Origin of the sequence: Mycolicibacterium rhodesiae (assembly GCF_002086695.1) — a bacterium.
GTDB lineage: Bacteria > Actinomycetota > Actinomycetes > Mycobacteriales > Mycobacteriaceae > Mycobacterium > Mycobacterium rhodesiae.
Window position 1 is genome coordinate 619,732 of the sequence record NZ_MVIH01000001.1, and the last position, 18,538, is coordinate 638,269.

17 protein-coding genes are annotated in these 18,538 nt (G+C 66.0%); 6 read left to right on the top strand and 11 right to left on the bottom strand.

Annotation, left to right across the window (positions count from 1 at the left end):
* Positions 1-43 precede the first annotated feature (43 nt).
* Positions 44-3,694: a trehalose-phosphatase gene (otsB, locus tag BST42_RS02965; protein WP_083117270.1), complete on the bottom strand. Its 3,651-nt coding sequence runs from the start codon at positions 3,692-3,694 to the stop codon at positions 44-46.
* 213 nt (positions 3,695-3,907) lie between these two features.
* On the opposite strand from otsB, the gene BST42_RS02970 reads away from it, so the two are divergent.
* Positions 3,908-4,711, top strand: a complete 804-nt coding sequence (locus tag BST42_RS02970) for a universal stress protein (RefSeq protein WP_083117024.1) — start codon at positions 3,908-3,910, stop codon at positions 4,709-4,711.
* 12 nt (positions 4,712-4,723) lie between these two features.
* On the opposite strand, the gene dosR is transcribed toward BST42_RS02970, so the two are convergent.
* The gene (gene dosR / locus BST42_RS02975; protein WP_083117025.1) at positions 4,724-5,377 is read right to left on the bottom strand and encodes a hypoxia response regulator transcription factor DosR/DevR; all 654 of its coding nucleotides are present in this window, start codon (positions 5,375-5,377) and stop codon (positions 4,724-4,726) included.
* A 36-nt stretch (positions 5,378-5,413) separates the two neighbouring features.
* On the bottom strand, positions 5,414-6,277 hold the full coding sequence (locus tag BST42_RS02980; protein WP_083117026.1) for a universal stress protein: 864 nt from the start codon (positions 6,275-6,277) through the stop codon (positions 5,414-5,416).
* 292 nt (positions 6,278-6,569) lie between these two features.
* On the opposite strand from BST42_RS02980, the gene BST42_RS02985 reads away from it, so the two are divergent.
* Both BST42_RS02985 and BST42_RS02990 read left to right on the top strand, forming a co-directional pair.
* Entirely contained in the window at positions 6,570-7,565 is a 996-nt protein-coding gene (locus BST42_RS02985) for an Acg family FMN-binding oxidoreductase (protein ID WP_083117271.1), read from the top strand.
* Between the two features lie 114 nt (positions 7,566-7,679).
* A complete protein-coding gene (locus BST42_RS02990; RefSeq protein ID WP_083117027.1) occupies positions 7,680-8,798 on the top strand; it encodes an Rv2629 family ribosome hibernation factor in 1,119 nt (372 codons plus the stop codon).
* Here the strand turns inward: BST42_RS02990 and BST42_RS02995 are convergent.
* The 7 genes from BST42_RS02995 to BST42_RS03025 form a co-directional block, all read right to left on the bottom strand.
* Positions 8,789-9,244, bottom strand: coding sequence for a hydrogenase maturation protease (locus tag BST42_RS02995; RefSeq protein ID WP_083117028.1), 456 nt, complete (start codon positions 9,242-9,244; stop codon positions 8,789-8,791). The genes BST42_RS02990 and BST42_RS02995 overlap by 10 nt on opposite strands.
* Positions 9,241-10,533, bottom strand: coding sequence for a Ni/Fe hydrogenase subunit alpha (locus BST42_RS03000; protein ID WP_083117029.1), 1,293 nt, complete (start codon positions 10,531-10,533; stop codon positions 9,241-9,243). The genes BST42_RS02995 and BST42_RS03000 overlap by 4 nt, the downstream gene beginning before the upstream one ends.
* Positions 10,530-11,291, bottom strand: coding sequence for an NADH-quinone oxidoreductase subunit B family protein (locus BST42_RS03005; RefSeq protein WP_083117030.1), 762 nt, complete (start codon positions 11,289-11,291; stop codon positions 10,530-10,532). Before BST42_RS03005 ends, BST42_RS03000 begins: the two co-directional genes overlap by 4 nt.
* Positions 11,292-12,146 (bottom strand): FAD/NAD(P)-binding protein, encoded by an 855-nt coding sequence (locus BST42_RS03010; RefSeq protein ID WP_083117272.1) that lies wholly within the window; start codon positions 12,144-12,146, stop codon positions 11,292-11,294.
* A complete protein-coding gene (locus BST42_RS03015) occupies positions 12,139-13,233 on the bottom strand; it encodes a 4Fe-4S dicluster domain-containing protein (protein ID WP_083117031.1) in 1,095 nt (364 codons plus the stop codon). The genes BST42_RS03010 and BST42_RS03015 overlap by 8 nt, the downstream gene beginning before the upstream one ends.
* A 268-nt stretch (positions 13,234-13,501) precedes the next feature.
* A complete protein-coding gene (locus BST42_RS03020) occupies positions 13,502-14,377 on the bottom strand; it encodes a 3-oxoacyl-[acyl-carrier-protein] synthase III C-terminal domain-containing protein (RefSeq protein ID WP_083117032.1) in 876 nt (291 codons plus the stop codon).
* Positions 14,361-15,467 (bottom strand): 3-oxoacyl-ACP synthase III family protein, encoded by a 1,107-nt coding sequence (locus tag BST42_RS03025; RefSeq protein ID WP_083117033.1) that lies wholly within the window; start codon positions 15,465-15,467, stop codon positions 14,361-14,363. Before BST42_RS03025 ends, BST42_RS03020 begins: the two co-directional genes overlap by 17 nt.
* A 108-nt stretch (positions 15,468-15,575) precedes the next feature.
* Between BST42_RS03025 and BST42_RS03030 the strand changes: the two genes are divergently transcribed.
* The 3 genes from BST42_RS03030 (at position 15,576) to BST42_RS03040 (ending at position 17,758) form a co-directional block, all read left to right on the top strand.
* Positions 15,576-16,946, top strand: coding sequence for a WS/DGAT/MGAT family O-acyltransferase (locus BST42_RS03030; RefSeq protein ID WP_083117273.1), 1,371 nt, complete (start codon positions 15,576-15,578; stop codon positions 16,944-16,946).
* A gap of 23 nt (positions 16,947-16,969) precedes the next feature.
* Positions 16,970-17,365 (top strand): PNPOx family protein, encoded by a 396-nt coding sequence (locus BST42_RS03035; RefSeq protein WP_083117034.1) that lies wholly within the window; start codon positions 16,970-16,972, stop codon positions 17,363-17,365.
* A 111-nt stretch (positions 17,366-17,476) separates the two neighbouring features.
* Positions 17,477-17,758 (top strand): hypothetical protein, encoded by a 282-nt coding sequence (locus BST42_RS03040; RefSeq protein ID WP_083117035.1) that lies wholly within the window; start codon positions 17,477-17,479, stop codon positions 17,756-17,758.
* Positions 17,759-17,785: 27 nt separating this feature from the next.
* On the opposite strand, the gene BST42_RS03045 is transcribed toward BST42_RS03040, so the two are convergent.
* A complete protein-coding gene (locus BST42_RS03045) occupies positions 17,786-18,427 on the bottom strand; it encodes an SRPBCC family protein (RefSeq protein ID WP_083117036.1) in 642 nt (213 codons plus the stop codon).
* Positions 18,428-18,538: the final 111 nt, after the last annotated feature.

The window sequence follows — 18,538 nt, forward strand, 5'->3', positions numbered from 1 at the left end:
AAAATCAACGACAACAACCACGTTCGGCGCGTCGCTCAACGGCTCACTTGATCCGAATCGACTGTCCCGAGCCCAGGGAATGAACGCGGCCGCGGCATTCGACTTCGATCGGCGGTGCACCCGTCGGGTCGGCGATGACCTCCGCTGTCCGTCCACTGATGACGAGATGCAACCGGTGACCGCGATACCACAGTGAGCAGCGCAGCTGGCCGGCGCTCTTGGGCCACATTGGGCCGAGCACCAACCGGTCGCCTCGAGTTTCCAGGCCGGTGAAGCAGCGCTGCAGAAGGTCGATGCTGCCCGCCATGGCGGCCAGGTGGATTCCCTCTGCCGTGGAACCACCCTGGACGTCGGCGACATCGGAGCGCAGCACCTGCCGGAAATACTCCAGGGCTTGCTCTCGGTTGCCGCGCGCCGACACCCAGGCGTGCACGATCGCACTCAACGTGGAGCCATGTGATGTCCGCGCGGAGTAGTAGTCGATGGTGCGCGGAATCTGCTGCGGCCGGAACCGATAGCCCAAGTGCGTCATCAGCTCCCGCAGCTCGTCGGCGGACAGCAGGTAGAACAGCATGAGGACGTCGGCCTGCTTGCTCGCCTTGTAGCGGTTCACGTCATCGTTTTCCGCCTCGAGAATGCGGTCGAGACGGCTGATGTCGGGGTAGCGCCGGCGGTAGGCCGCCCAGTCGAGTTCCTCGAGATCGTCATAGCCTTCGAACTGGCTGATCACTCCGTCATGGAAGGGCACGTACATCCGCCGGCTGACCGAGTCCCATTGTGTCAGTTCGGCTCTGGACACACCCAACCGATCGAGGAGATCGATCCGATCGGGCAACGGCAGTTTCTGCAGCGCCTCGAGGGCGCGCAGAATTACCCACACCGCCATCACGTTGGTGTACGCGTTGTTGTCGACCCCGTCGTCTGGCCGGTCGGGATATCCGGAGTGGAACTCGTCGGGGCCGATCACCCCGTCGATGACGTAACGGCCTCGGTCACTGTCGTATCGGGCGCGACTGACCCAGAATCGAGCGATCTCCACGAGCGTCTCGGCACCCTGGTCGATCAGGTACTGGCGGTCACCGGTGATCTGGTAGTACTGCCAGACGTTGTAGGCGATCGCTGTGCCGATGTGATGCGCCAGATGGCTGCTGTCAACCCGCCACCGCCCGGACAGCGGATTGAGATGCAATTGCTGGCTTTCCTCGCGCCCATCGCTGCCGGACTGCCACGGGAACATCGCCCCCGCGTAGCCGGCCGCGCGCGCGGCGCGGCGGGCTTGAGGAAGACGCCGGCTCCGATAGCCCAGCAGGGAACGCGATAACTGCGGTACGCGAAGGGTGAGCAGCGGCGCGATGAACATGGCATCCCAGAAGATGTGCCCCCGGTAGGCCTCACCGTGCAATCCGCGCGCAGGTGCGCCGGCGTCGAGATCAGCTGTGTAGCTCGACACGGACTGCAGAAGGTGCATGATGTGCAGGCGCAGGATTTGCTGGTCGGGCTCTGCGGATCCGCCGATGGAGAAGTCGAACTTCCGCCACAGTTGCAGCCACATGGCACGGTGGTCGGCGAAAAGTTCTGAGTACCGGCCCAACTCGATCAGCAGGTTGGTTGCGGCCTCGCTGGGTACCGAAATCGCGCGGTCGTGGCCGGTGAAGACCACCGCGACCTTGTCCACGGTCAGCGGCCGGCCGGCGATCACCTCGGTGGTGATGTCGTGCCCGGCAGAGTCGGCGTCAGCGCGGAATCGTTTGGTCGTCGCCGCAGGTTTCTCCCCACACCACACGCTGGTGTGGGTGGCCACGGCGATCGGGAGGCGCGACTGCACAGTCAGTGCGTCGACCAGGACGGAGCCCTCACCCAACTCGCTGACCCGGATATCGCCGAGGTGCTGCCCGGACAGGGACGCGTAGCGCGACACACCGCAATTCGTGACGGTCGCATCGATCGTGGAGCGTATCTCGATGGTTCCCGACCAGTTCTCGGCGACCACAGTCGTCTGCAACGCGCAGACGTGCGGATCCTTCATGGACGCGAAGCGCCGTTGTGTCACCGACGTGCAGCGACCTGCATTGTCGCGAAACCGCAACTCGCGCAGACATTCTGCCTGCCGAATGTTCATGGTCTGCCGGTATGACAGAACGTCCGCGTCGTCGATGTCGAACCACGGGCCGTTGTCGATTCGGAACGTCAGGGGCAGCCAGTTGGGCAGGTTGACCAGACTCTCGTTGCTGATGCTCACCTCACCGATGACATCAGTGAGGCGGTTGTACACGCCAGCGGCGTAGGTGCCGGGGTAGTGCGCCGGTCCCTGGTGCGACTCGGGCGCGGCGGCACGCGTCACCAGGTAGCCGTTCCCGACAGCACACAGGACCTCCCGGAGCCGCTCCGCCTCGGGTTGGTAGCCGTCGAACACCAGCACCCAGCCGTCGGCTGGTGGCGATGCCGGCGGAGCCAGCTGATCCGCCAGCTGTTTCAGCAGCTGAGTTGCTTCGCGCGGGGTGTTGACTGCGAAATCTGCTGCGCTGCAGCGGTCGCCGTCCTCGCTGTGACGTACCAGGACGCCGAGACCGTTGTGTTTGATCGCCTCGAACGCATCTTCGTCGGTGAGGTCGTCACCGAGGTAGAGCGGCAGGATCGGGTGGGGCGGGTCGAGATGGTCGATGATCCAGTTGATGGCGTCGCCTTTGTCCCACTTGCCCGGCGGTCGAAGTTCGATCACCTTTCGGCCGTGTGTGACAGCCAGGTCATGACGCCGTCCGGCGGATCGCACCGCCGCGATGACCTCGGGCGCGCTGCTCGGCGCCGCCAGCCGGAAGTGCACGGCAACCGACAGTTGCTTGTCCTCGATCGCGACGCCGTCGATCGCGGTGAGTATCGGGGTCAGATCGTCAATTGCATTGCGCAGCAGACGTATCGACTCGTCGGCCTTCGGATGGCGGTGCAGCTCGCCGTCCGGGCTGAGCAGTTCGGTACCGTGTGTTCCGGCATACCATAGCCCGGCAAGACCCACCCGATCGCGGATGTCGCTCAGGGCCCGGCCGCTGACAACTGCCACCGGACACACGCCACTGAGCGCACCCAGGGCTTCGACGACGCCGTCCACCGGCGTCGCGGCGGACGGGTCATCGACGATCTCGGACACCGTGCCGTCGAAGTCGAGGAAGAATGCGGGGGAGCGTCCGCGCAGCACCGACTCTATTTGCGCGATGCTGCCCAAAGCGTGCGGTAGTGCCGAGACCCGCAGATCGCCTGTGCGTATCTCGAGGTCATCGGGATCGCCGACCACGACGTCGGCTCCGGCCGCCAGCTGATCCGCGCCGTCGCCGAACGGGGTGATACCGACGATCAACGCGAATCCGCCGGCCCGCGCTGCTTCGATGGTGGCGCAGGCACCATCGAGCACCACGCATCGTTCGGGTCGGGCGCCGAGTCGCTGCGCGATGTCGAGGAGCGCGGTTGGATCCGGCGAACCGGGTGACGCTTTGAGGGTGCCGCCGGTGTGCACGGCGAACAGATCGCCCAGGCCCGTGGTTCGCAGTAGTTCTTCACAATCCGACGTGGTGGTGTACGCGCCGGCCTTCAGGTCGAGGTCGCGGAGCTGGTGCAGCAAGCCGATGATGGTGCTGGACACGTCTGCGGTGCCATGTGGGGGCGCTGAAGATTCGGGAAGGATGCTGTCGAGGTTGAATAGCATCGCGTCGTGGTAGCGACGATCGACGATGGTCGGAAAATCCTCGGCCACAGCGCATTACCCCGATTCTTCAAGGAACATCATCGTCGCCTCCCGAGCTCGGGTTGATTAGAGGACAAAGTCCTCCGCCGGGGCTCCGCGCGAGTCGCCGAGCCTGCTTTCGGACGACCAAAGGCCCTCGCGGCGGCGATTCCGCCACCGGTAGCGTCGGACGCCATGGACGTTCACGCGGTTGAACTGCCTGGTGCCGTCGTCGTCGGGGTCGATGGCTCCCCATGGTCTCTGAACGCGCTCGACTGGGCGGTGCCCGAGGCTGTCAGCCGCGACGTACCGTTGCGGTTGATTCACGCCGTGCCGGCGGCTCTTCCGAGGGAATCCGGCAGCGATGATCGTGGCTGGGACGCAATACTTGTCGAGGCCCAGGATGTGGCGACCCAGACGCATCGTGGCGTATGCGTCGAGACCGCGTCGGTGGTCGGAACACCAGGCGAGGTGCTGGAACGGGAGTCTGCCGAGGCGGCCATGGTGTGCATCGGCGCCCGCCCACCGCACGTGGCAGGGGGACGGCTTTTCGGCGGAACGGCGATTCATCTTGCTGACCACGCTCGATGTCCGGTCGCGATCATCCGCAGTGGCGACGATGGCCGGGCGCGCGTCGGGGGCGTCGTGGCAGTGGTGTTGTCCGATGAGCCCGACAACGACGATGTCGTGCACCTGGCCATGCAGGAAGGACGGTTGCGTGACGCGACCGTCCGGCAGATCGATCGCCGCGTGGACAGCTGGATCCGCCGGTATCCCGATGTTCACGTCGAGACCGTGTCGGCAGGCACCGGCTGGGTGGGCCGCCGCGATGAGGACCCGCACGACCGGCAGGTCGGTCTCGCCGTTGTCGGCACTTCGGATGCCGACACCCTGACCTCGCTCGCGGTGCCGAATTGCCATCCGATCCTGGGCTATCCGGATTGCTCGGTGGTCTTGGTGAGGCAGGCGACCGCCGAGCCGGCGGTCCGGCCCGTCTGACGCGCCGTTCGGCTAGTAGCCGCCGTGCTCGTGGGTCGGGTGGTCCAGTTTGGCGACGAACACCGCCGCCTGCGTGCGTCGCTCCATACCCAGTTTCGCCAGGAGCCGGGATACATAGTTCTTGATCGTCTTCTCGGTGAGGAACATCCGGTCGGCGATCTGTTTGTTGGTGAGGCCCTCGCCGAGCAGAATCAGCAGCGACCGTTCCTGATCGGTCAGGCCGGAGAGGGGATCGGATCGCTTTGTCGCACCGCGCAACTTGGCCATCAACGCTGCGGCGGCCCGGTTGTCCAGTAGCGAGCGGCCCGCGCCGACGTCCTTGACGGCCTGGGCCAGCTGCATGCCCTTGATGTCTTTGACGACGTATCCGCTGGCGCCGGCCAGGACCGCGTCGAGCATGGCCTCGTCGGAGGTGAACGAGGTCAGCATCAAACACCGCAGGTCGGAGAGCACGGACAGCAGGTCACGACACAGCTCGACACCGTTGCCGTCGGGCAGCTGCACATCGAGCACCGCGACGTCAGGCTTCGCCGCGGGGATCCGTGCCATGGCCTGGGCCACGGAGCCCGCCTCACCGACGATTTCCAGATCTGGATCTGCGCTGAGGAGGTCGATGAGGCCGCGGCGGACCACCTCGTGGTCATCTACCAGAAAGACTTTCACCATGGCGGCCTCCAGGAATCGGTGATCAGTGTTTCGCGCCTATAACAGGTTCTGCGGTTCGCAGACCAATACCGAGCAATCGGCGTGTGCCAGCACCGCATTCCCGTTCGCACCGAGCAGTTCGGCGATGCCCTGGCCGCGTTCGTGGGCTACGACCAACAACTGGATCGAATCCCCGTGCATCATCAGGTAACTCAACGAGTTACCGTGCAGGGCCACCGTGGTGACGTCCACATCGGGATAGCGTGTGCGCCAGCATTTCAGGCGACGTTCCAGGGCCGCCTTGGCGTCGCGGTTTCCGGCGGCGATGGCGTGGCCGTCGTGGATGTCCGGGTAACGCGAGCGCCAGGTCGTGAGCACACGCAACGGCGCTCCGCGCGAACGAGCCTCGTCGAAGCCGTGGCGCAAGGCTCCATCACCGGTTGACCCGTCCAGTTCGACGGCTACGCATCGCTGGGCCGAGGCCACCGGGTCGTGCCCCCTGACCACAGCTACCGGACAGTGCGCTGCGGTGGCCAGTGCGGTCGCGGTGGACCCGATGTGCCGGTCGCGGAAGTGGTTCAACCCGATCGCGCCGACGCACAGCATGGCGGCGCCGTTGGACGCATCGAGCAACGCTGCCACGGGCTTCTGCTGCACGATCTCCGCCTCGATCTTGACCGGTCTGTCGGTCGACTCGACGGCGGCGGCCGTGCAGCGCACCGCCGTCTGGGCCGCGGCGAACCGGCGGGCGATGCGTTGGGCATCGTCGTCGTCTTCTGTGGAGTCGACGGCGTAGACCAGGCGCAACGGGATGGCGCGGCGAACCGCCTCGTCGACAGCCCAGCATGCGGCCTCGGTGGCCCACCGCGAACCGTCCACGCCCACGACCACGGACGGCGTGACACGCTCTCGTTCGGGCATTGGCCGATTCCTGTCAACTTGCCGGGACCGTTTCGACGGTATCGTCAAAAATCGCGCGCGCGCAGGGGCCAAAGTCCCTGGCCGGCGGCCACTAGTCCTCGGCGCCACGCCGTCGAGCCGCGCTCGGGCAGCGATAACCCGCAGAGAGACCGGCGGATCGGGGAGTCCCGGCAGCCGATAGTGCGGCAGACCACCCGTCATCAACTTTGGGGACTTGCGGCTCTTATCCGCCGCCCCGACGACCGGCATGGTCGGTTCAGCCAGCATCATGCACAAAGGGCGGTAGGCGGTGATGACGACGAATTTTCCTGACGACGCCACCGTGCGGGCGGCGTTGGACCTGGCCGGCCGTGCCCCGTCGATCCACAACACCCAGCCATGGGAGTGGAGAGTCGGCCCGCACAGCATCAATCTGTATTCGCGCCGCGAATTGCGTCTCCCTCACACCGACCCTGATGGCCGTGACCTCATCGTCAGTTGTGGGGCCGCCCTGCATCACGCGACCGTCGCCCTTGCGGCACTGGGCTGGCGCGCGTCCGTCCACCGGGTACCGAATCCCGACGACCGCACTCATCTGGCGTCAGTGCAGGTGCACCGCGGACCTCCGGGGGAGTCCGACATCGCGATGGCGGCAGCCATTCCCCGGCGGCGAACCGATCGGCGTACGTACAGTTCATGGCCGGTGGCGATGGGAGACATCGCGTTGATGGGCGCGCGCGCGGCGCGCTTCGGCGTCACGATGAGGCGGGTCGAACCGACCGACGAATTCGTCGAATTGGTGGAACAGGCAGCGCGCCGGCATATCGACGACACCGGTTACGTCGCCGAGCTGATGGCGTGGAGCGGACGGTACGCTGCAGCGGAAGGTGTTCCCGCGCATAATGTTCCACCGGTAGATGGTGCGGCCGCAGTGCCGGGCCGAATCTTCTCCGGCGCGGCACTCGACCAACCCGATGACGTTTCGGCAGCCGAGGACAACGGTGTCCTGCTTGCGCTGGGCACCGCGATCGACGACATCGCGTGCCAATTGCGCGCTGGTGAAGCTGCCAGCGTCGTCATGCTCACCGCGACGGTTCAGGGCCTGGCCTCATGCGCGGTGTCGGAGGTACTCGAGGTCCCAGACACCCGAGAGGCGGTACGCGCGGTTGTGTTCGGCAGCGAACAGTTCCCCCAGATATTGCTGCGAGTGGGATGGTCACCGCTGACTGCCGACCCGTTACCGGCGACGCCGCGACGACCGGTGGCCGATGCCCTACGCCGCCTGGACGGTTCGCCCTTTGTCGGTTAGGCATTCGCCACACCGGTCAGGCCCCGTAAAGGCCTCCGGCACGGGGACTTTTGGCACTTGTTGGTGCCGGGCCTGCGCGCGCATCGTGGGTCGCAGATCGGAAGGAGATCACCGATGACGAGCGCAACCACGTATTCACCGCTGGCCCACACACTGCTTGCCACACGAGGTCCCGTCGCCTCGGTGTACTACGACGACTCCCATGACACCCAGGACGCGGCAGAGCGTCTCGCGGTGCTCGAGCGTGACGTCGCGCGTGAGTTGGAGCAGCAGGGCGCGCCGCACCCGCTCATCGCGGCGGTCACGCGTGCGATGAACGAGCGGCCCGCAACTGAACACCGCAGTGGGCGCGCGTTGATCGTCGGTCTGGATGGGGTGGCGGTCGACGAGCACCTCGTCGTGCCGCCCGTGACGCCGGTGGTGCGGGCCTCGGAGCTTCCCTACGTCGTTCCACTCGTCGAGAACGGATCGGTCTCGGGGCCCTATCTGGTCGTAGCCGTCGATCAGGTCGGCGCCGATCTCACGCGCTACCAAGGGAAGTCGGCCTTCTCCGAGACCGTCGTGGGTGAGGGGTTTCCGGTCCACAAGGCAGCTTCAGCGGGATTGAACGCGTGGGGAGATTCCCAACATCGGGTGGAGGAGGCGGTGCGCAAGAACCTCCGTGCGGTCGCCGACCGGCTCACCGGCGAGGTGGATGGCCATGAGCTGGACTTCATCGTCCTCATCGGCCAGGAGCGTGTCCGGGCCGAGCTGGTGTCCGAGCTGCCACATCGGGTGGCCGAACGTATCGTCCAACCGGGAGTCGGGTCTCGCCCGACAGGGGTGGACTCCGCCGTTCGCGTGGCCATCGCCCACGAGCTGAACAACAGGCGCAACGTTCATAGCGACAGGATCATGGCTCAGTACGACGCCGAAGACGGGCGTGGATCAGGTCGTGCGGTGGCCGGCCTCGCGGCGGTGACCGCGGCATTGCGTGAGCGTTCGGTCGCCACTCTGATCATCGGACAGATGCATGACGAAACAGTGCTCGCCGGCGACGATCTGACACTGCCGGGATCCGATCCCGACACGCTGTCCGACTTCGGTATCGCGCCGACACAGACCCTGCGTGCCGACGAGGCGCTTCCCTACGCGGCGATGGCGATCGGGGCCGACCTCGTCTGCGCCCCAGAACGTCTGCGATTGTCTGACGGCGTCGGCGCGTTGCTGCGCCACGCGCCGACTCAGGGCTGACGACCGGCTTCCGCCAGAACGGCTTCGACGGCGGCAGGCACGGCATCGGCGACGGGGGGTGAGAGCCCGACACCGTGACTGATGTCCTCGATCTCGATGGTGAGCACGACCAGTCGCCGAGGCACTCGGCCAAGCGCCTGGCCCAGCGCGAAGATCTCCGGCAGGCCAAGAGAATGCGAGCTCACCGCCGCGGGTTGGTGGTCGTCGCCGGGAATCCAGTGCCGGATCCGTCCGGCGACCACGTGAGGGCCGCTGGCTGCGTCCACGACAATGACCAGTGGCACGTCCGTCCAGGCGTCGAGGATCTGTCCTGCATCCGCAGGCACCGAGATCACCTCGACGTCCGGCACACGTCGCCGGGCGACTTCGGCTGCGACCGCGAGGCCGACCCCGTCGTCGGTCCGAAAGTCGTTGCCGATGCCGATGACGAGCGCGCTGCCGGTCATGTCCGATCGATGGTGAGAGTCAGAAAGTGCGCCGAACACGAGATGCACGGATCATGATTACGAATGGACTTCTCGCACAACGACGTCAGCGATGCGTCGTCCAACGACAGGTTCGCGGTGACCAACTCGGCCATCTCGTGCTCGATGGCGCCCTGGTTCTGCGAGGTGGGCGGCACCAGTGTCGCCGCGCGGACGAGTCCGTCACCGCCGATCTCATAACGGTGGTACAGCAGCCCCCGCGGGGCTTCACTGACCCCGTGCCCGATACCCGCGCGCACCGGCACGTCGACAAACGGCCTCGGCGGACGCTCATACTCGGCGATGATCCGCAGTGACTCTTCGATCGCGTAGACCACCTCGACGGCGCGGACCACGATGCTGCGAAACGGGTTTCGGCACGTCGGACCCAGCCCTGCGGCGGCCGCGGCCTCCCGGGCGACGGGGGAGAGCGTCGCCGAGTTGAGCGAATACCGCGCCAGCGGACCGGTCAGGTATCGCTTGCCGTCCAACGTGGCTTGCAAGGCGGTGGAATGCTCGACCTGCGCCTCGACGACGTGGGCGCTGAAATCGGCGACGTCGAATGCCGGTCCGGCACTGCGCGCGATGACGCCGTTCTCGATGGGATACCGGTCACCGTCGGACAGCGAAAGGAATTCGTGGTCGAACTCAACCTCGGGAAAATCGAAGGCGGCGAACGCCCGCAGGGTCTCCAGTGCGTCGTCGAGCGAGCGGCGCAGCATCTCGGTCAGTGGTTCGAGGTCGCGTGCGCGCGGCACCGAATAGAAACCGCCCAGCCGGACGTTGATGGGATGAATGGCTCGGCCGCCGACCATCTCCATCAGCCGGTTGCCGGTCTTCTTGATAGCAAGACCGCGATTGACGAGGTCGGGATGCTCCTTGGCCATGCTGATGGCGTCCGGATATCCCAAGAAGTCGGGGGCGTGCAGCAGAAAGATGTGCAAGGCATGGCTGTGTATCCATTCGCCGCAGTACATCAGCCTGCGCAGCGCAGCCAGTGCGGGATCGATCGTTATCCCGCAGGCGTTTTCGATCGCATTGCACGCACTCACCTGATACGCGACCGGGCAGATACCGCACACGCGCGCGGTGAGGTCCGGGGGCTCGGTGTACGCGCGGCCGCGCAGGAAGGCTTCGAAGAAGCGCGGCGCCTCGTAGATGTTGAGCTCGACGCTGTCCACGGCGCCGTCGACCAACGCGACATGCAGTGCGCCTTCACCTTCGACACGGGTCAAGGCGCCCACGGACAGAGTGCGTGTCTGCGAAGTCATGCGTCGTTCCGTTCGGCGGTGAATCGGGTGACGTTGAACGTCGAAAAGACACGCTCCACAGCTGCTTCCGACATTCCGTCACGGTTCAGGAGCGGGATCAAGGCGGCGGTGTTGGGTGTCGCTGCGGGCCCGAAACAGCCGTAGCAGCCGCGGTGATGTGCAGGGCACAACGCGCCGCAACCGGCGTGAGTCACGGGGCCGAGGCAGGGAATGCCCTCGGCCACTGCGATGCATGTGACTCCCCGCAGTTTGCATTCGGTGCACACCGTCTTGGCAGGCAACCGCGGTTTACGTCCCACCAGCAGCGCTGCGAGTGTGTCGAGGAGCTGATTGCGGTCGATCGGACAGCCTTGCAGTTGGTAGTCGACCGGCACGTGCGCCGATGCCGGCGTGGATGTCGCGAGCGTGTCGACGTACTCGGGCTTCGCGTAGACGACCGAGGCGAACTCGTCGATGTCGGCGAAATTGCGCAGTGCCTGGATGCCGCCTGCGGTGGCGCAGGCGCCGATCGTGACCAGGATCCGGGACTGATCGCGAATCTCCCTGATACGTCGTTCGTCTGCGGCGGTGGTGATCGACCCTTCGACGAGTGACACGTCGTAGGGCCCGGGAACGATCTCGCTGGAGGCTTCCAGGAAAGTGGCGATGCGCACCTGCCCGGCGAGGGTGAGCAGCTCGTCCTCACAGTCCAGCAAGGTCAATTGGCAGCCGTCGCAGGAAGCGAACTTCCACACCGCCAGCGAAGGAGGTCCGCTCATCTACAACTCCTTCACCGCGAGTAGGGGTTCGGCGACGTCATATCCGACGACCGGTCCGTCCCGGCACAACAGCAACGGGCCCAATTGACAGTGGCCGCACCAGCCGATCCCGCACTGCATGTTGCGTTCGAGCGAGACACGGATAGCGCTGGCGGGCAGTCCCTTTCGCATCAGTTCGGTGGCGCAGTTGTGCATCATGACTTCGGGGCCGCAGAGGAAGGCGGTGGTGTTCGGAGCCCGCAGCGGCAATCTGCGCAGCGGTTCGGTGACGAATCCGGTCTCACCGGACCACCCCTGCACCGGCACGTCGACAGTCAGATGCACATCGATGGCGGCGCTGTCCGCCCACCTCCGCAGCTCGTCGCCGAACAAGAAATCGTCGCGGGACCGGGCGCCCGCGATCAGGGTGACCGTGCCGTACGCCTCACGGTCGGCGAGGATGCCGAGCACCACGGGACGCAGCGGCGCGAGACCGACGCCGCCGGCCACGATGACCAGGTCGCGTCCGCCGGCGGCCTGCAGGCCCCAATCCGTGCCGAACGGTCCGCGGATCCCGATCACCGCGCCCGGCTGCACATCGTGCAGGGCGCGACTCACTGCGCCCACCGACCGGATCGTGTGGGTGATGGTGGCATCGGTTCCGGTGGTGAGACCGCTGACGGAGATGGCGATCTCGCCGATGCCGTATGCGTACATCATCATGAATTGGCCCGGCAGCGGCGCGGCGAGCGGGCGGCCCACCGGTTCCAGCTCCACCGTCGACGAATCGCGGTTCTCGGATACCCGGCGGCGCACGCGGTAGGGGACCGGGCTCATCGCGGATGGCGATGCCGGGACGGCCGCCGTGTCAGTCATCGCCATCGCGCTCCTGGGCCAGGGTGTGCATTTCTTCGGTGATGTCGATTCCGGTCGGGCACCAGGCGATGCACCGTCCGCAGCCAACACAGCCACTACTGCCGAACTGGTCGTGCCAGGTACCGAGTTTGTGCGAGATCCAATGCCGATACCGCGATGGTCCGGATTGCCGCACGCTGCCCTCGTGGACGAACGTGAAGTCGAACTCGAAGCACGAGGCCCAGCTCATCCAGCGTTCGGCATGCTCCCCGGTGAGGTCGGTGGTGTCCGCGACGCTGGTGCAGAAACAGGTGGGACACGCCATCGTGCAGTTGCCGCAGGTCAGACACCGGCTGGCGACCTCGTCCCAGTGCGGGGACTCGCGAGATGCGATCAGGAGTTCACGGAGATCCGTGCCGGGCATCTGTCGCCCCATGTGGTGCGCCGCTTCTGCGACTTCGCTTCTGGCCGAATCGATCTCATCGGGTGCGGCGTCTCGGTGGGAGAGCGCCGCGAGGACGTCCGCGCCGTCGTCGGTGCCGACATCGACGAGGTAGCGGCGGCCGAGGTCGTCGACACGTTCGGTGAGCGCGAGGTCATAGCCCGGTCCCACCTGCGGCCCGGTTCCCATGGATGCGCAGAAGCAGAGGCCGCCCGGTTCGGTGCAGTTGACGGCCACCACGAAGATCCCTCCGAGCCGTCCTACGAACCCCTCGTCCGGGTGACTGCCCTTGCCCAAGACTCCGTTGAGCAGCGCGATGGCCGCGAGGTCGCAGCCCCGAACGCCGAGGAAGGCATACCGTGGTGGATCCTCGGGTTCGGTACCGTCGGACGACCACAACTGCTGCCGCGGCGGATGCAGGAACTGCTTCCACGACTGCGGACCCGCCGAATGGCCGAAAGCCGCATCGTCGTCCCGGCGGCGCAGCCGGTAACGACCGGGTGCAACGTCGACGCCCCAGCCCACGGGTAGCTCGTCGGCTGACGTCAGCTCGGCCAGCACGATCGCGTTCTCCGACACCGTGGGGCCCACCACCCGGTAGCCGCGGTCGATCAACGCGGCTACGAGTTCGGTCAACCCGGCGGCGTCGATCACCGCGTTAGTCATGGGGTAATGGTGCGCGCCCGACGGTGGCCGGGCGCATGGTCTTGGGTCCTCAGATGAGCGTCAAAGGTCCTCGCCGGCGTTCCGTGGGCGGCGAGTGACGCCACGGTGACGGCCGAGTGATCGGCGGACGACGATACGCACAACCCGGCCGAATTCTGGTGCGGCCCGCAGGTGAGCACGGCATCCTGAGAGTCTCGGCGCGTACTGCCGAGTCGGTCATGTGGCGCACGGGCGGTCCCGGAGCTCGAGGGGTGATCCGGGGCCACCCTCACCGCGGGATGCGGTAAAGGGCTGCGCCGGCGGTGATTCCGGCGCCTGCGGCGATCAGGATGGCGAGGCTGCCGCCGTCGAGGCTGTGGGTTGCTCGATCGAGGGCCGCCGCCAGCGACGCGGTGTGCATGGCATCGTCGTCGGCGACGATGATGCGCTCAGGCGGCACCCCGAGCAGCGTGGCCAGCGCCGCGCGGTATCCCGGCCACGCCGGTGCGGCGACGATCGCGTCGACATCGGCGATCGTGCGTTCGGACGCACGCAGGCAGCGCGCCGCGGCGTCGGCGGCAGCGACGGCGAAGCGTTCGTCGCGCGAAGTGGATCGACGAAAGCGCAGCACATTCCTGTGGTCGACGAGACCCACTGTGGCACTGAAAGAATCGCCGCCGTCGGGGATGCTCGCCCAATGCACCTGTTGGATTCCAGCAGTGTCGTCGGTCCGGGTGCACAGTAGTGCGGCGCCGGTGGGGGAGAACGGGAAGTGTTCGCTCATGCCATGGCCGGGATCGGCGTCGCTGGCCACAACCATTGCGCAGTCGATGGTCTTCGACGTGAGGAAACCGTCGACGATCTGCAAGGCGGTGAGGACACCGCACGCACCATTGGCGACGTCGAAGGAGAATGTGCCGTGCGTGCCGGTGTGCGGATCCTCGGGATTGGCGCCGACGTCCTCCTGGATCAGCGCCGCCAGTGCCGGTTCGCCCAGATTGCGGTCGCGGTAGATTCCCGCGTTGATCAGAAGGTCGACGTCGTGCGGTTCTCGGCCCGCCATCCGCAGGCAGTCCTGTGCGGTGTTCACGGCGAGGTGTAGGGCACTGTGCCGGTGACGCCACCGGCTCCTTCCCACCGCGACCTGTTCAACCACGGTGCCCATAGTGATCCACCATCTCTTCGTCCAGTGTCAGCATGACCACGCCGATTTCCAGTCCGGACGCCAGCGCGATCAGCGCAATGGTCTCGCCGGGGCGAATGCGATTCGCTTCGAGTTCCTCTACGAGAGCCACGGTGTGGGTCGTCGATGCGGTGTTGCCGTAACGGTCGACGGTGATCACCGCGTCGTGGCGGGGAGTGTCACCGAAGTCGTCGGCGATCTTGGCCATCCCCTTGCGTATCGCGCGGGCTGACGTCTGGTGGGTGATCACGTGATCGATGTCGTGTATCGAGATGCCGACCGCGTCGAGCACCTCGTGCAACAGCAGCGGGGTGTCCGACATCGCGGCCCGATGGATGCCGCGCGCATCGGTGAACATGCGGCCGCCCGGATCAGGCCCCTTGGGATATGCCAGGCACAGTCGGCTGTAGTCGGCCACGGTGGTGAATCCGGCCAGGTTGATCCCGGCCGAACCGGCAGGCGCACGCTCCAGCAGAAGAGCCGCGCCGGCGTCGCCGAGCGTCAGGCACGCCAGCTCCTTGCTCATGATGGAACGGATGTGGCGAGCCGCATTCTGGCCCAGCTGCGAGATGTACTCACCGCTGACCACCAGCGCCCGCTCGATGAGGCCCTGTCGAATCCAGTTGTTCGCGATCGTGACTCCGGTGAGCATCCCCGCGCAGGCGTTGGACACGTCGAAGGTCATCGCCGCCGTGGCGCCGATCCGCGCCGCGACGGCACTGCTCATGGTCGGTTCGAGCCACTGGGTGAGACCGTCGCGAAACTTGGTGATGCTGCAGCTGATGACGGCGTCGACCGAATCGGCAGGGCGCCGGGATTTGCCCAGACAGTCCAGTGCCGCCGCGGCGGCCAGACTGTAGGAGTCCTCGTCGCCCACCGACACCCGGCGCTCACGGATCCCGGTCAGCCGTTCCAGATCGATATGGGTCCGGTGGCGCGTAGCCGACATCAGCTCGTCGGTCGTGAGATGGGTGGCGGGTAGGTGTCTGCCTGCGGCGGCCAGCCGGGTGTAAAACCGGGCTGTGGCACCGTCCTCCGACGGTTCCATCATCAGCCACCGCTTGCGCGTCATTGATCCATCGTGAGCCGGGCCGTGGTGACCTGATAGGGATCATTGGCCATCGACGACCGGGACCTTGGGCCCTTGCCGGTCTGACGTGGTCGGCGAAGTGTGATCGTCGTGGAGCATCTGACCACTTTGGATGCGGGATTCCTCGAGGCCGAGGATTCGGATCGGCATGTGAGTCTGGCAGTCGGCGGTATCTCGATCATCGAGGGACCGATGCCGGACTTCGAGTCCCTGGCCGATGGTGTCGCCGAACGGATTCTCAGCGTCCCTCGGTTCCGGCAAGTCGTGCATACCCACCTGCTCGACCTCGAGCCGCCGGAGTGGGTCGAGGATCCCAATTTCGATCTCTCCCATCACATTCACCGCGCGGCGTTGCCCCATCCGGGGGACGACCAGGCTCTGTACCGATTCGTCGCCGATGTGATGGAGCGCCGCCTCGATCGCGACCGGCCGCTCTGGGAGTGCTGGATCATCGAGGGTTTGACCGATGACCGGTGGGCGGTGTTGATGAAAATTCATCACTGCATCGCGGACGGCATCGCGACCATGCATCTGTTCGCCGGACTCAGCGACGGCGGGGAAGGCGCGACGTTCGCGACCGAGATCCGCGCCGCCAAAGAGTCGACAGATCACCGGGGCCGCATCGCGGGAGTCAGTTTGAATCCGCTGGATTGGGCATCGAGCCTCTGGCAGACCGCAGTCGGGGTGACCAACGCGGCGACGTTGGCCGTTCAGGGCGTCATCGAGATCACCGGGGGTCTGGTACGCCCGGCCGGCCCCTCCTCGCTGGCCGGCCCCCTTCGCACGATGCGCGGGTACAGTGCCGCGCGGGTGAGCCTGGATGACGTGACGGCGATCTGCCGCCAATTCGGCGTGACCGTCAACGACGTTGCGCTGACCGCGATCACGGACAGTTTCAGGTCGGCCCTGGTGCGGCGGGGTGAACTGCCCCGACGGAATTCGCTACGGACGCTGGTGCCGGTGTCGGTCCGCTCCAACGACGCGCGGGAGCTGATCGACAACAGGGTGTCGATCATGCTTCCGTGCCTTCCCGTCGAGAGAGACGATGTGCTCGAACAGTTGCGGGAGGTGCATACTCGGTTGACGAGCGCAAAGGGGAGCGGTCAGCGCCAGGCAGGCAGTGCCTTCGTCTCGACGATCAGTTCGCTGCCGTTCCCGGTGACCGCGTGGGCGGTCCGGGCGCTGACTCGATTGCCGCAACGCGGAGTCGTCACGGTTGCCACCAATGTGCCCGGACCCCGTACGCGACAGAAGATTTTGGGTCGAGAAGTCCTGAGTGTGCTTCCGATTCCGCCCATTGCGCTCCAACTGCGCACCGGTATCGCGATTCTCAGTTATGCGGACAGCCTGGTATTCGGCATCATCGCCGACTACGACGCGGCCCCGGACGTCGACGAGCTGGCGCGGGGTATCGAGCAGGCGGTCGCGCAGTTGTCGAGCGCAGCCAAAGCCATCGGCTAGCACTCCGGGCAGAGAGGACCGCCATGACACCGCAACGTTCACTCCGAGACGGCGTGCGCATGTTCAACAAGCATGTGCTGAACCCGGCGATGGTGCATCTGGCGGGTCGTAAACACTGGTATGCCAGCGCTGTTCGACACACCGGCCGAGTCACGGGTAAGAGCTACGTCACCCCGGTGGTGGCAGAGCAGGTGGCGGACGGATTCATCATCCCGCTGCCCTACGGCACCGGTGTCGACTGGCTGCGGAACGTGCTCGCAGCGGGCCGGGCGACGATCACCTCCGCCGGCCGGACCTATGACGTCGTGTCGCCGAAGATCATCGACGCAGCCTCAGCCTCACCGAAGCTGTCGGCGGGACACCGGCGGACGTTCCACCGTTTCGGCATTACCGACTTCCTTCAGGTCACGGTGGAGTGAGTGAACGGTTGTGGACTATTTGAACCGGGGCAGAGGACTTTTGGCCGCTATGGGCTCGAGCGGATCGCAATAGTGTTGTCGTACAGTCCTATTAGGCAAGGAGTTCGTACCATGACCGAAACCGGTAACCAGACCACCGTTGAGTCGCCCGATCTCACCGACGAATTGCGTGAGTCGGCTAAAGCGGGTCAGCACGCGGCCGGACAGGCGTTGCGGAAGTTCCGTGACGCGGTGGACGACGCCATCCCCGAATCCGTTCAGCCCCTGCGGGACAAGATCGTGCAAGCCGCACTGGATTTGGCTGATGACCTCGTCTCTGCCCAGTACAAGTTTCACCGCAGTCTGCTCAACACAGCAGATCGCGCACTGACCAAGTCCGACGCCGACCGCTGAACGGCGCTGCGGGACAATCGCGAGCCGTCAGAGTGGATGATTGCGCGCGGGCTCGCTCTCGGCGCGATGTTTCACCCCGCGCAGGATGGCCCGCGTCACGAAGGCTTTGGCCGGCGCGATGAGTTCGGCGCCCACCACGGCTCCGGGCCGTCGCAGCGGCACCCGGGTGCGGATGAGCAGCCGGGTGCCGTTGTCGCCCTGCTGCGCCAGGTTCAGCGACCACACGGCGTCCCAGAAGCTTTCGCCGCCTCCCGTCCGTAAGACGATCGATCGCCCCTCCTGGATCTGTGCGACCGTCACCACGATGCCATCGGTGAAACCGAGCCATCCCCGCGGTGCCAGCCGAACGGTGTCCCCCTCGGCGAGGTGTTGCCATTCGGGGTGGATCCGATCGGCGTCGTGATAGTCCAGCCCGGCCAAGGTGTGCAGTGTTTCGTAGGCGTACAGACCGGCCCGATCCTGTCCGATCTGGACCAGCCACGGCCACACGGCCTCCGGCGGCCTGTTGATCGTGATCCCTTCGGTGGTCACCACCGCGGGTTGACCGATCAAGCTGTCGCCGGGGAGTGGCATCGCACACTCGGCTTTCGTGGTGCCCCAGTTCCGGAAGAACTGTCTGGTTGCGAGCAGGATTGCGGCGGTCGCGCCCACCCGAGCCAAAGCTGTCATGGGTCAACTCTGAGGTGTGGAGTCCCGGCGGGGTAGGGCCGGTGGACCTCGATATGTCTTGTGGCCATCGACGAACGGCCTGCCAGCCTGGGACTTCAGGCTCTCGTGCCG